At 73.8% G+C, this 13,377-nt stretch carries 9 protein-coding genes and 3 pseudogenes; 9 read left to right on the top strand and 3 right to left on the bottom strand.

Annotated elements, in window-relative coordinates; translation table 11 throughout:
* Window positions 1–64 precede the first annotated feature (64 nt).
* Window positions 65–2,029, top strand: a complete 1,965-nt coding sequence (locus tag ACGF8A_RS20810; RefSeq protein ID WP_393110208.1) for a DUF5107 domain-containing protein — start codon at window positions 65–67, stop codon at window positions 2,027–2,029.
* A gap of 93 nt (window positions 2,030–2,122) precedes the next feature.
* Complete coding sequence (locus tag ACGF8A_RS20805; protein ID WP_393110206.1) at window positions 2,123–2,635, top strand: phage holin family protein; 513 nt, start codon at window positions 2,123–2,125, stop codon at window positions 2,633–2,635.
* Window positions 2,636–2,735: 100 nt separating this feature from the next.
* Here the strand turns inward: ACGF8A_RS20805 and ACGF8A_RS20800 are convergent, their stop codons facing one another.
* From ACGF8A_RS20800 to ACGF8A_RS20790, 3 genes and pseudogenes are all read right to left on the bottom strand, one after another.
* Entirely contained in the window at window positions 2,736–7,142 is a 4,407-nt protein-coding gene (locus ACGF8A_RS20800; protein ID WP_393110202.1) for a ribonuclease E/G, read from the bottom strand.
* Window positions 7,143–7,390: 248 nt separating this feature from the next.
* Entirely contained in the window at window positions 7,391–8,302 is a 912-nt protein-coding gene (locus ACGF8A_RS20795) for a TIGR03936 family radical SAM-associated protein (protein ID WP_393110200.1), read from the bottom strand.
* A gap of 48 nt (window positions 8,303–8,350) precedes the next feature.
* Window positions 8,351–9,461: pseudogene (locus ACGF8A_RS20790) on the bottom strand (hypothetical protein).
* Between the two features lie 161 nt (window positions 9,462–9,622).
* On the opposite strand from ACGF8A_RS20790, the pseudogene gvpO reads away from it, so the two are divergent.
* The 7 genes and pseudogenes from gvpO to ACGF8A_RS20755 form a co-directional block, all read left to right on the top strand.
* Window positions 9,623–9,880: pseudogene (gene gvpO, locus ACGF8A_RS20785) on the top strand (gas vesicle protein GvpO); the annotation flags it as partial.
* Window positions 9,877–10,344 carry a gas vesicle protein GvpJ gene (gvpJ, locus tag ACGF8A_RS20780; RefSeq protein ID WP_393110198.1) on the top strand — a complete coding sequence of 156 codons (468 nt, stop codon included), beginning with the start codon at window positions 9,877–9,879 and terminating at the stop codon, window positions 10,342–10,344. The pseudogene gvpO and the gene gvpJ, both read left to right, overlap by 4 nt.
* Window positions 10,345–10,347: 3 nt before the next feature.
* Window positions 10,348–10,884, top strand: a pseudogene (locus ACGF8A_RS20775) (GvpL/GvpF family gas vesicle protein); the annotation flags it as partial.
* Window positions 10,885–10,960: 76 nt separating this feature from the next.
* Window positions 10,961–11,215, top strand: coding sequence for a gas vesicle protein GvpG (locus tag ACGF8A_RS20770; RefSeq protein ID WP_393110387.1), 255 nt, complete (start codon window positions 10,961–10,963; stop codon window positions 11,213–11,215).
* Window positions 11,212–11,739, top strand: coding sequence for an ABC transporter substrate-binding protein (locus tag ACGF8A_RS20765; protein ID WP_393110395.1), 528 nt, complete (start codon window positions 11,212–11,214; stop codon window positions 11,737–11,739). Before ACGF8A_RS20770 ends, ACGF8A_RS20765 begins: the two co-directional genes overlap by 4 nt.
* Window positions 11,732–12,922 (top strand): SRPBCC family protein, encoded by a 1,191-nt coding sequence (locus ACGF8A_RS20760; RefSeq protein ID WP_393110196.1) that lies wholly within the window; start codon window positions 11,732–11,734, stop codon window positions 12,920–12,922. Before ACGF8A_RS20765 ends, ACGF8A_RS20760 begins: the two co-directional genes overlap by 8 nt.
* A 43-nt stretch (window positions 12,923–12,965) precedes the next feature.
* Entirely contained in the window at window positions 12,966–13,322 is a 357-nt protein-coding gene (locus ACGF8A_RS20755) for a gas vesicle protein (protein WP_393110194.1), read from the top strand.
* Window positions 13,323–13,377 lie beyond the last annotated feature (55 nt).

Below are 13,377 nucleotides of genomic sequence, written 5' to 3'. Positions count from 1 at the left end.
GTGGGCGCCTTTGCGCAACCCTGACCGGCGGCTCCCCTGGTCAGCTCGGCGGCGGGCGGGTTCCATGGTGATCGTGACGACGATCCGACGCGACGTAGTGACGCTCCCGGCCGCCGAGTTGGGGCCGGACAACCCCCTGCCACCGCTGCGCCCCCTCGACGAGGCGCACCGCATCGACGACCGTGACCGGGAGGACCTGCCGCGCGACATGGCACGGCAGGTCGGGTACGCCCCGCTGCGCAGCCCGCTGCCGACGCACGTCCGGGACGGCTACGAACGGGCGCGCGCACCACGGGACTTCGACGCCGTGGTGATCGAGAACGACCGGCTGCGTGCCATCGTGCTCCCCGCCCTCGGCGGGCGGCTGATCTCCCTGGCCCAGCTGCCGTCCGGCCGTGAACTCCTCTACCGCAACCCGGTGTTCCAGCCCGCCAACTTCGCCCTCAACGGTGCCTGGTTCTCGGGCGGTGTCGAATGGAACATCGGCGCCACCGGCCACACCACCCTGTCCTGCTCTCCCCTGCACGCCGCCGTCGTCCCCGCTCCCGACGGCGGGACGATGCTGCGCCTGTGGGAGTGGGAACGGCTGCGCGACCTGCCCTTCCAGGTCGACCTCTGGCTGCCCGAGGGCTCCGGTTTCCTCTACGCCGGCGTCCGCGTCCGCAACCCGCACGAGCGGCCCGTGCCGGCCTACTGGTGGTCCAACATCGCCGTCCCCGAGGAGTGCCGGGTGCTCGCCCCGGCCGAGGAGGCCTGGAACTTCAGCTACGAGCGCCGGCTGCGCCGGGTTCCGGTCCCCGCACACGACGGGACCGACCGGACGTATCCCCTCAACAGCCCCTGCCCCGCAGACTACTTCTACGAGCTGCCCGAGGGGCGGCGGCCCTGGATCGCCGCGCTCGACGCCGACGGGCACGGCCTCGTGCAGACGTCCACCGACGTGCTGCGCGGGCGCAAGCTGTTCGTGTGGGGCTCGGGCAGCGGCGGACGGCGCTGGCAGCAGTGGCTCACCGAACCCGGCACCGGCGGCTACTGCGAGATCCAGGCCGGCCTCGCCCGGACCCAGTTGGAGCACGTGCGGCTGGAGGCGGAGAGCGAGGTCTCCTGGCTGGAGGCCTACGGACCGCTCCTCGCGTCCCCGCGGGGCGAGGACTGGGCGAGCGTGGTCCGCGACGCCGAGGCGCGGCTGGAGGCGGTGCTGCCGCGGGCGGAGGTGGCGGCGGCGTACGAGGCATGGAAGCCGTGCGCCGACACCGAACCCCGCGCCCGGATCGCCACCGGCTCGGGCTGGGGCGCGCTCGAAGTGCTGCGCGGCGGCTGGAAGCTGCCGGGCACGCCGTTCGAGGAGGACACCCTCGGGGACGACCAGGCGCCCTGGCTCCACCTGCTGCGGGCCGGGTCCCTTCCCGAGCCGCGCCGGGTGCGGCCGCCGGGCGGGACGCCGGTCGGGCCGCACTGGCGGGACATGCTGGAGACGGCTCCGGCCACGCCCCTGGCCGAGTACCACCTCGGGGTCGCGCAGTGGCACGCAGGGGACCGGGCGCAGGCGGTGCGCAGCTGGGAGCGGGCGCTCCCGCTGGCGCCCTCCCTGTGGCCGTTGCTGCGGTGCCTGGCGGTCGCGGACCAGGACGGCGGCCACCACGAGCGGGCCGCCGACCGGTATGTGGAGGCCTTCGACGACCTGTGCCGGGAACGGCGCGACGACGGCGACGCGTGGACGGCGGCCACGGCGGCGCTGGGCAGGGAGGCGATCGGCGCGCTGCTCGCCGTGCGGCGCCCGGCGCAGGCCCGGGCCGTGTGGGAGCGGCTCCGTCCCGCGACGCGGGCGCGGGGGCGGTTCCGGTTGCTCCAGGCCGAGTTGCTGGCCGCCGAGGGGCGCATCGAGGACGCCCGCGCCGTGTTCGAGGCCGGCTTCGAGGTGGCCGACCTGCGGGAAGGGGACGAGGTCATCGGGCGGTTGTGGGAGCGGACCGGCGGCGGTCCGCTGCCCGAGCGGTACGACTTCCGGATGCGGCCGCCGGGATCCTGAGGGCGGCGGCCGCAGCCGCGCGCACGGCACCACCGGGCGACGGCGTGCGCGGGGGCGGCGTTAGGCGGGGGCGGCCAAGGGTACCCGGCGGCCATGGACCGCATGGATCATCTGGAGCACCTGGACAAGCATCTTGTCGACGAGCTGGCGCAGGTCGCGCGGGAGACGATCCGCGACGAACTGCGCCAGCAGACGCGCAAACAGCGCCGCAAGGCCACGCTGTACGCCGCGTCCGGCGCCGTCGCCCTGTACGCGGGCGCGGCCGTCGCCCTGGCCGTCGGGCTCGCGCTCGCCCTCGTCCTGCCGGGCTGGGCCGCCGCGCTCGTCACCGCGGCGATCCTCGGAGCCGTCGCCTACCTGCTGCGTGGCGCCGCCCGGCCGCACGCGCCCGGCACGCCGCACGGGCGCGCCGAACTGACGGCGGACCGGGACCGCGCGCAGGGTGCCGTCCCGCAGGCCGGCCCGGACAGCGCGGCGTACCCGCCGGTGCCGCCCGTCCCGCCCGCGCCGCCCGGCGCCGCCGAGCCGGCACAGGCGCCTGGGACGCCGCCGCGGCCGGACCGCATCGACCCCGTCGATCCCGGGGGGCCGCACCACCGGGCCTGACGCGGGGCGCGCGTGCGATGGGGGCCGGGGGGGGGGGGGGGGGGGGGGCCGCGCCCCCCCCCCCCCCCCCCCCCCCCCCCCCCCCCCCCACCCCGTGGCATCAGCCTTCGTCGGCCGAGACCGACACGCCCGGCTGGGACTGCTCCGCCGCCGCCGTCTTCTTCGACGTCGCCTTGGCGGTCTTCGCGGCGGTCGCCTTGGCGGCGGTGGACTTCGCCGCCTTCTTGGCCGTCGCCTTCTTCGCGACCGTCTTCTTGGCCGCGGTCTTCTTGGTGGCGGCCTTCTTCGCCGTGGCCTTCTTCGCCGTCTTGCGGGCCGCGGTCTTCCTGACCGGGGCGGGCTCGCCGTCCTCGGTCCCGGCGACGGCCTCGTGAGCGGCCTCCCTGGCCTCCACGAGGGCCTGCTCGGCCTCGTGGGCGGCCTGCTCCGCGACCGGCGCCTGCGCCTGTGCCTGTGCCTGTGCCTGTGCCTGTGCCGACGGCACGACCGTCACGGCCGCCTCCTCGGACGCGGTCGGCGCGGTGGCCTTGCGGACCGCACGGCGGCGCGGACGGGCCGGGGCGGCTGCCTCGGCGGGCACCTCGGCCTGCTCCGGCTGCGCCGCGACCGGCGGCGCGGCCTGAGGAGCCTCCGGACCCTCCGGCGCCTCCGAAGCGGTCTCGGCGACCGTCACCAGGGCCGCCTCGGCCGACGCGGGCGAACCGGCAGGTGCGCTCACCTTGCGGGTCGCGCGACGCCGCGTACGGGCCTTGGGCGCGGCCTCCTCGGCGGCAGTCTCCGCCGGGGCGGCCTCGACCACCGGGTCCTCGACGGCCGTCGGCGCGGCGTGGGCCGCCGCGGCCGGCTCCGGCTGCACCGGACGCGCGGCCTCCTCCTCGGCCGTCACGTCCTGGGCCGTGGGCACCGCCGTACCGACTCCGTCCGCCTCGCTCTTCGGCGCGGGCGCGCCCGCCGGAGCGGACACCCGACGGCTCGACCGGCGCCGCGAACGACCGCTGCGGGACGCCGCCGCCTCGGCCTCGGCGACGCTGCTGTACAGCTCCTCGTCCGGCGCGAACTCCGGTGCGGGCAGCGCCAGCGGCTCGGCGACCTCGGCCGCGACCTCGGACTCGGTCTCCGCCTCCTCCTCGGCGGTCTCGCCGGCCTCGACGATCACGCCGGCCACCGCCTCGTGCGTGTGCTCAGGCTGCTCGGCACCGGCCCGCGCGCGCTTCTTGCGCTTGCCGCCGCCACCGGTGGCGGCCGGCTGGTCCAGGTGCACGATGACGCCGCGCCCGTTGCAGTGGACGCAGGTCTCGGAGAAGGACTCCAGCAGACCCTGGCCGACCCGCTTGCGGGTCATCTGGACCAGGCCGAGCGAGGTGACCTCGGCGACCTGGTGCTTCGTGCGGTCCCGGCCCAGGCACTCCAGCAGGCGCCGCAGCACCAGGTCCCGGTTGGACTCCAGCACCATGTCGATGAAGTCGATGACGATGATGCCGCCGAGGTCGCGCAGCCGCAGCTGGCGGACGATCTCCTCGGCCGCCTCCAGGTTGTTCCTGGTGACCGTCTCCTCCAGGTTGCCGCCCTGGCCGGTGAACTTGCCGGTGTTGACGTCGACCACGACCATCGCCTCGGTCCGGTCGATCACCAGCGAACCACCGCTGGGCAGCCAGACCTTGCGGTCCAGCGCCTTGGCGAGCTGCTCGTCGATCCGGTACGTGGCGAAGACGTCGACCTCGGAGGTCCACTTCTGCAGCCGTTCGGCGAGATCCGGCGCGACGTGCGAGACGTAGCCGTGGATGGTCTGCCAGGCGTCGCCGCCGCTGACGACGACCTTGGAGAAGTCCTCGTTGAAGATGTCGCGCACGACGCGGACGGTCATGTCCGGCTCGCCGTACAGCAGAGTCGGCGCGTTGCCGCTCTTGGCCTTCTTCTGGATCTCCTCCCACTGCGCCTGCAGCCGCTCGACGTCCCGGCGCAGCTCGTCCTCGCTCGCGCCCTCGGCGGCGGTACGCACGATGACGCCCGCGTCCTCGGGGACGATCTTCTTGAGGATCGTCTTCAGCCGCGACCGCTCGGTGTCGGGCAGCTTGCGGCTGATGCCGGTCATGGAGCCCTCGGGCACGTACACGAGGTAGCGGCCCGGGAGGGAGACCTGGCTGGTCAGCCGGGCGCCCTTGTGCCCGATCGGGTCCTTCGTGACCTGCACGAGCACGGACTGGCCGGACTTCAGGGCGGATTCGATACGGCGCGGCCCGTTGGCCATGCCCAGCGCCTCGAAGTTGACCTCGCCGGCGTACAGCACCGCGTTGCGGCCCTTGCCGATGTCGATGAAGGCGGCCTCCATCGACGGCAGTACGTTCTGCACCTTGCCGAGGTAGACGTTGCCGACGTACGACGTCGACTGCTCCTTGTTGACGTAGTGCTCGACGAGCACGCCGTCCTCCAGGACGCCGATCTGCGTACGGTCGCCGTGCTGGCGGACGACCATCACCCGCTCGACGGCCTCACGCCGGGCCAGGAACTCGGCCTCGGTGATGATCGGCACCCGGCGGCGGCCCTGCTCGCGGCCCTCGCGGCGGCGCTGCTTCTTGGCCTCCAGACGCGTGGAGCCCTTGATGGACTGCACCTCGTCGGACGGCTCACCGCCCTTCTCCCGCGCGGGCCGCGGCTCGCGGACCTTGACGACCGTGCGCTCGGGGTCGTCGGCGGACGGCTCGCCCTCCGTGCCGGAGTCCCCGGCCCGGCGGCGACGGCGGCGGCGCCGGCGGCTGCTGGAGGACGAGCCCCCGGAGTCCGCGGCGGAGCCGTCGTCCTCGTCGGCGTCCTCCTCGACCTGCTCGGCGGTGTCCTCGGCGTCCTGCGCGGCCTGCTCGGCGGCGAGTTCCTCGCTGTCACCGTCGGCGTAGTCCCCGGACTCGCCCCGGCGACGACGGCGGCCACCCCGGCGGCGACGGCGACGGGACCCGGCCTCCTCGCCCTCCTCGTCCTCGACGGTGCCGCCGGCGGCCTCCTCCGCCTCCTCGTCCACGGCGGTCTCGGCGGCCTGCGTCTCGGGCTCCTCCGCGGCTGCGACACCCCGGCGCCGGCGGCGACGCCGCGCACCGGCCGGCTCCTCCTCGGGGAACTCCTCGGCCTCGGGGGCCTCCTCCGCGGCCTCGGCGGCCGCTTCGGCGGCGGCCCGCTCGGGCGTCTGGAACCTCGGCTCGGTGAACACCGGCGGCTGGAACACCGCGACCGCGGGCCGTGCGGGCGGGCGCACCGCCTCGCCCTCGGCGGCCTCGGACTGCGCGGGCGCGGCGAACCCGGTCGCCGCCTTGCGCACAACCCGGCGCCGGGCACGACGCGAGGCACCTCCCTGGTCGGCGGCGGCCTCGACGGGCTCGACCGCGGCGGGCTGCTCGGGCTCGGCGGTCTCCTCGACGGCGGGCTCGGCGGACGCCTCGGCCGCGGCACCCCGGCGGCGGCGCGTACGACGAGGCGCGGCAGCCTCGCCGGCCTGCTCACCGGCGGCTTCGGCTACCTGCTCGCCGGCGGTCTCGGCGGCCTCTTCGGTTGCACTGCCCGCCGCCTCGGCAGGTACCGTCACCCGGCGCGTGGCCCGGCGGCGGGTCCGCCGCTCAGCGGCGTCACCGGTCTCCTCGGGGGCGCTGTCCGCGGGCGTCCCGGCAGCGGGAACGAGTCCGTCCTGCGGCAGGGCCTCGGCGGGTACGACGTCCTCCTGCCGCGGGGCCTCGGCGGCGGCCGGCGCACCGGCGGGCGCGGACACCCGGCGGGCCGCCCGGCGGCGCGTGCGCCCGGCGGGCGCGGCCTCCTCGGAAGCTGCGGCCTCCTCGGGAGCCGCGAGCTCGTCGGCTGCCGAGGCGGCGGGCGCTTCCGCGCTCACGGACGCGGCAGCGGCACTCTCGGCGGGTGCGGCACTCTCGGCGCCCTCCACGGTCACCGGAGCGCCGGCGGGCGCGGACACCCGGCGCGTGGCCCGGCGGCGGCGGGGCGCGGCGGGCTCCTCGACGACGTGGGCGACGGGGCTCTCGTCCACCGGTTCGGCGGCGGGGGCGCCCGCCTGCACCACGGTCTCGGCGGCCTCGGCGGCCTCGGCGGCGGCCGGCGCACCGGCGGGCGCGGACACCCGGCGGGTCGCCCGGCGACGCGTACGCCCGGCGGGCGCAGCCTCCTCGGGAGCCGCGAGTTCCTCGGCGGTCTCCTCGGTCTCGTCGGCGCCGGTGACCTCTCCCGCCTCGGAGGCCTCGACCGCCTCCTCGACATCACCTGCCTCCTCGGAAGCCGCGGAGGAGAGGTCGGCCGCGGCGAGGCCGGCGGCGTCGGCGGCCGGCATGTCGCCGGTGGCCAGGCCGGCGGCGTCGGCGGCCGGTATGGCCGGCTCGACCGTCTCCGCGGGCGCCTCGGACGTGGCGGCGGGCGGTCCCGCCGGCCGGGAAGCGGCACGGCGCCGACGACGCGGCGGCAGGGTGTCGCTGGGTGTATTGAGTTCGGAACCCTCGATGGGTTCGATCGGCTCGAGCATGCGGGCGTTTCTCCCGTCAGGCTCCCGGGCGCCGCACCTGGTCCGGCAGTGGTGCCGGTGACGTCCGCGGCTCGCGCGATGCGCGGCTGCCGCCGTCCGGGGCGCGGGCGCCGCACGGGAGCTCTCTGTTGTCCTGTCTCGCCGGTTCCGTACGCCGTGTTGCGTACGGCCTGGCGAAAGTCTTCTGGTCGGTGCGCCGCCCGACCCAGGTGGCTCCCGAGTACGAGGGCTGCGCTTCGACGTCCGTCCTACGCGGGGCCCGCCTCGCGGTCAGGCGCGAGCGGGTCTGTCACCGTGCCGGTCTCTTCATCGAACAGCCCCTGCGCCAGCCTGGTCACCGCTGCGGGGACCGGCGGCGCCAGGTCGGCCACGGCGCGGAGACCGGACAGGACGTCGTCGGGTCGTACGGCAGGCGTCACGTGCCGAACAACCAGCCGCAGTATCGCACAGGGCTGGTCGGTCGGCCTATCAGCCTGCGGATCCTGCGTTTCCGAGGCCGCGCGACTGTCGCGGCTTTCGCTGTTTTCGCTGTTTTCGCTGTTTTCGCTGTTTTCGCTGATTTCGGTGCGTTCGAGCTCTTCAGCGCGTTCGAGCTCTTCAGCGCGTTCGGGACGTTCGGGATCCGCGCCGCCCCCGGCACCCGCGGCGTCGCCGAGGTCCACGAGGCCGTCGGTGCTTTCCAGGCTCACGACGGCGGGGCGGGCGTCGAAGGTGCGGACGCCGTTCTTGGTCATCCGCTGCACCTCGACGACCTCGGCCGCGTTGAAGGCGGCGACGGCGCGGGCGGCGTCGGCCGGGTCCACGCCGTTCAGCCGCAACTCCCAGACGGAGGCCGTCAGCCGGTCGGCGAGCCCCGACGTGCGGGCCTCGACCGCGTCGACGATGTCGAGCCCGGTGGGCAGTGACTCGTCGAGCAGGATCCTGAGCTTCTCCGGATCGCGTGGTGCGGTGAGCGCGATCTCCAGATACTCCGCCTCACTGCCCGTGCCGGTGGGTGCGGCATTGGCGTACGACACCTTCGGGTGCGGGGTGAACCCCGCCGAGTAGGCCATGGGCACCTCGGCGCGGCGCAGCGCACGCTCGAAGGCGCGCTGGAAGTCACGGTGGCTGGTGAACCGGAGGCGGCCGCGCTTGGTGTAGCGCAGTCGGACGCGCTGCACCGCGGGTGCCGGCGGCGGGCCTTCGGGCTGTCGCTTGCCCAGTGTCGTTCAGTCCTTCGTGAGAGCGGTCGTACTGCTACCAAGAGTACGTGTCCCGGCGGCCGCGGGTTCCCGCCGGACGGCCTTCCGCCGCGGCCGCGGCTCGCCGAAGAGCATCCGCCGGACGCCGGCCCGCGCCTGCCGCACGCTCGCCCGTGCGGACGCCAGCGCCTGCCGCGAGGCCCGCCCCACGGCGCGCAGCGCCTCACCCACCGGCCGCACCACGGCGTCCCGGACCAGATGACCGGCAGGCGTGAGCACGCGCGCGTAGACCCATCGCACCGGTTCCACGAGGATCCACCGGAAGAGCCTTCCGAGGAACCGGCCGACGGTGAGCGAGATGTGCCCCGCGACCCGCCAGGCGTGCCCCAGCGCGGCCCCGATCTCGCGCCCGACGACCGCTAGTACGTGCCCGACGGGCAGCAGGACCCAGCGCCCCACGGCGAGCGCGGGCAGCACGAACAGGATCCGGCAGGTCCAGTACAGGGCCGTTCCGATGCCCGTGACGATCACGCTCACCACCCGGGCGAGCCCGCTCAGGCACCACACCAGCGCCCGTCCGGCCGGCGCGAGCACCCACTCGTAGAGCCGGACGGCGGGCACCACGAGGAGGTGGCGCACCAGCCATGCCACCGCGGTGAACACTCCGCCACCGACGACGGCGAGCACCGCGCCGACGCCCGTGAGGACCCACATGATCCCGAGCCCCACGGGGGTGAGCACGCGCGCGTACACCCACTCCAGCCCGGCGGCGATCCCCCGCCCGGCCCACGCGATCGCGTGCCCGAGGGGCGTCAGCACGTACCGGTACAGCCAGCCGCACGGCGCGACGACGAGCACGTTCACGAGCCAGGCCAGCGTCCGGGCCCACGGGGACCAGGACCCAGCGCCACAGCGCGACGAAGGGCCACACGAACACCGCCCGCCCCAGCCACAGCAGCACCCGCCCCACCGGCCTGAACACCGTGTCGTCGAGGAACCGCCCCGCGACGGCCAGCGCGTCCCACGCCATGCGCACGGGGAGGACGACGAGCAGCATCACGATCCGCACCGGAACGCGGATCGCGACCACGAGGCACCCGTCGGACGGCCGGTGAGCAGCTGGTTTTTCCAGGTCCATACCGGTGTGGACGCCACCGGCCGCGCTGCGGATGCAGTCCGGCACCCGAAAACCTGCTGACCGGAGCGATAGAAGCGGCTGTTTTGGGAGACACGGGGTGGTTGACGATGATTGGTGATGATATGCCCGGAAATGAGAGAGTCTAGGCCGCCGAGGCGGCGCGGCAGGCGTCCGACCAGCTCGCGGAGCTGCTGGGCCGGCGACCGGAATCCGTCTCCGCGCTGAAGCCGACGGAGGGACGGCTGGGAGAGGCCGAGGTCGAGGTCGAGGTCGTCGAACTGGAGCGCGTGCCCGAGACCATGAGCGTGCTTGCCGGCTACGAGGTCGCGATGGACCCGGCCGGTCAACTGATGGCCTACAAGCGCGGTCGCCGCTACACACGCGCCCAGCTCGACCGCAACGGAGGGAGCAGATCGTGACAGTGATTCCGGGCGGTGGCGCGGTCCCCGCCCCCAGCTCGGGCTCCGGGAACCTCTACGACGTACTGGAGTTGGTCCTGGACCGCGGTCTGGTGATCGACGCCTTCCTCAGGGTCTCCCTCCTCGGCATAGAGATCGCCAAGATCGACGCCCGCATCGTCGTGGCCAGCGTGGACACCTGTCTGCGCTTCGCCGAGGCGTGCAACCGGCTGGACCTGGAAGCGGGCCGCAAGGCCCCGGCCCAGCTGCCCGGCGTGATGGAACGCGTCACCGAGGGCGGCGCCAGGGGCAAGAGCAAGGGCGCGCTCAGCGGCGACGTGGAAGCCTTCACGGAATCCCTCCAGGGCGGCCGCGACGAGATCGAGAGCGGTGAACGGCCCCGGCGCGGCAGGGAGGATCGGCGGGAGCGCGAACACGTCGAGCGCCGGTCCGAGCGCCGTTCTTCCAGGGACCGCGAGGAGTGAGCGATGTCGCTCTACGTCTGTGCCATCACCGAGGCATCGCACCCCCTGCGTCTCGGCGACCTCAAGGGCGTCGGCGAGGGGCCCTCAAAGTTGCGCGTGGTGCGCGGTGACTCGCTGTGCGCCGTGGTCAGCGAGGCCCCGGAGGATCCGTCGGTCGCCCGGCGGGACTTGGAGGCACATCACGCCGTGCAGGAGCGGCTGTGGTCCGACGGCGTCTCCCTGCCGCTGGGCTTCGGATTCGTCGCCCAGGACGACGAGGCGGTACGCGCCGTCCTGGAGCAGGGCGCAGGCCGGTACGCCCAGCGGATGGCCGAACTCACCGGACGGGTGGAGTTCAACGTCAAGGGTGTGCAGAACGAGGACTCGCTGCTGCGGCGGATCATCGACGAGTCCGACCGCGTACGCGAGTTGAACGAGGCGACCCGTGAGGGCCACGGCAGCCCCGAGCAACGCAGGGAACTCGGCCGGCTCGTGGCCCAGGAGGTGCAGGTCCGCGAGGAGGCGCTCGCCACGCAGATCGTCACGACGCTGCGGCCGTTCGTGCACGCGGAGAGCCTGTCGATGCCCTCGGAGCAGTACTTCGTCAACGCGTCGTTCCTCGACACAAGGAGGCACCGTGGGACTGGTCTTCGAGGTCCTGGCACTGCCCTTCGCTCCGGTGCGAGGCGTGGGCTGGGTGGTCGACAAGGTCGTTCAGGCCGCGGAGAACGAGTACTACGACCCCACTCCCATCCAGGCGGCGCTCGCCGATCTGGAGCGGGCTCGCCTGGAGGGCCGTATCGACGAGGAGGACTTCGCGGCACGCGAGGAGGAACTGCTGGGACGGCTGGAGGAGATCAGGCTGTACCAGCTGAGGAGGTCGGCATCATGAGCAACGCCAAGATCGGAGCCGCCCTCGTCGGCGGCTATCTGCTGGGCCGCAAGAAGAACGCCAAGGCCGCCCTGGGGCTCGCCATGGCGATCGCCGTGAAGCGCGCGAAGGCCGGAGACCTCGCCGAGGTCCTCGCACCCGTGCTCGGCAACCTCAACCAGCAGGCCCGCAACGAACTGACCGGCGCGACCAAGGCGGCGGTGGGTTCCGTACTGAACGCCCAGGCCGGACACCTTGCCGACGCCCTGCACCAGCGCACCGCAGGACTGCAGGGGCAGGACGGGCAGCGGAGCCGGCAGCAGGACGAGGACCGCGGGGAAGAGGAGCCCCGCGAAGAGGAGCCCCGCGAAGAGGAAGAGCCCCGCGAGGAAGAAGAGCCGCAGGAGGAAGAAGAGGAACGGCCCAAGGCCAGGAAGCCGGCACGCCGGCCCCCGTCGAAGACGAAGTCCGGCAGCGGGGCGTCGCGCAGGACGTCCTCCAGGTCAGGCGGTACCTCGCGAGCGAGGGAGACGGACGATGACTGACGGCAAGACGTCCGGGCAGGGCGCGCCGGGCGGTACCGGACTCCTCAAGAGCCCGGGCGCGAACAAGCTGATGGAGGAACTCGGCAACTACGCCGAGGCCCGGCTCGAACACATGCTGACCGGCATGGGGCACAAGATGGGCGACGCGGCGAACCGGATCGGCTCCGCCCATGTGGGCCCCGGCCCGCTCGTCCACGCCCTGGGCAAGGGCGGCAAACTGCTCGGCGGACAGGTCGCGTCCCAGGCCAAGGGCACTGCCGCGCACGCCAAGGACGCCGTGACGGACAAGATCAAGGAAGCCACGGGGCAGCGGCACGGGGCGTCGCACGGCGGCGGGGGCAAGAGCATCACCATCGTCGAGGACATCGACGTCGGCGTCCCGGTGCGCGAGGCGTACAACCAGTGGACGCAGTTCACGGAGTTCGGCCGGTTCACCAAGGGCGTGGTCGACGTCGAGCAGAAGGACGACACCACGACCCAGTGGCAGGTCAAGGTTGCCAAGGCGAGCCGGTCCTGGACCGGAACGATCACCGAGCAGGTGCCCGACGAGCGGATCGCCTGGACCTCGGAGGGGGCCAAGGGCTCCACACGGGGAGTGGTCACCTTCCACCCGGTGGCCGAGAACCTCACCAAGGTCCTCCTGGTCCTCGACTACTTCCCCACGGGTCTGGTCGAGAAGACCGCGAACGTCTGGCGGGCCCAGGGCCGCCGTACCCGGCTCGACCTCAAGCTCTTCCGCAAGTTCGTGATGCTGCGCGGCGAGGCGACGGGCGGCTGGCGCGGGGAGATCCGCGAGGGCGAGGTCGTCCGCGGCCCGGACGAGGCCGAGGAAGAGGACCGCGAGACCCGCGGGGAGGAGAGGGAACGGCGCGGCGACGCGCAGGAGCGGCAGGACGAGGACGAAGGCGACGAGGCGCAGCCCGAGGACCGCTACGACGAGCGGGACGAGAGCGGCGAGGGTCCCTCGAAGGACGAGCCCCGGGACAAGGACGAAGAGAACGAAGAAGACGAAGAAGATGAAGAGGGTGAAGAGGGTGAAGAGGGCGAGGGCGAGGACCGGTACGACGACTACGACGAGGAGGACGAATACGAGGACGAAGAGGACGAAGAGGGAGAAGACGAAGGACCCGAGGACCGCTACGACGAGGAACCCCCGGCCGAGAGCCGCCGGCGCAGCAGGTAGCCGGCGACGCCGAGCCGCTTCCAGGAACGAGGTCGAGGACGCTGTGACCGAGCCCCCACCCGCCGGCTCCTCCCCGGCGCGGACGCTCCAGCCGTACAACCAGGGAACCAGTGCCAACCTCGCCGACATACTCGAGCGCGTGCTCGACAAGGGCATCGTCATCGTCGGCGACATCAAGATCGACCTGCTCGACATCGAACTGCTCACCATCCGGCTCCGCCTGCTGGTCACCTCGGTGGACAAGGCCAAGGAGATCGGCATCGACTGGTGGGAGCGCGACCCGGCCCTGTCCTCCCGCGCGGACGGCACCCGTGACCTGGAGGAACGGAACGTCCGCCTGCGCGACGAGGTCGAGCAGTTGCGCAGGCAGATGGCACAGTCGCAGGCGGAGCTGCCGTAGGGCGCACGCGGCCGCCGCCCCCGCGAGCGCGACCCCGGCCCGGCTCGGGAACGGG

It is taken from the genome of Streptomyces sp. NPDC047706 (assembly GCF_043204795.1).
Lineage (GTDB): Bacteria > Actinomycetota > Actinomycetes > Streptomycetales > Streptomycetaceae > Streptomyces.
This window is presented reverse-complemented; position numbering and strand designations above follow the sequence as displayed.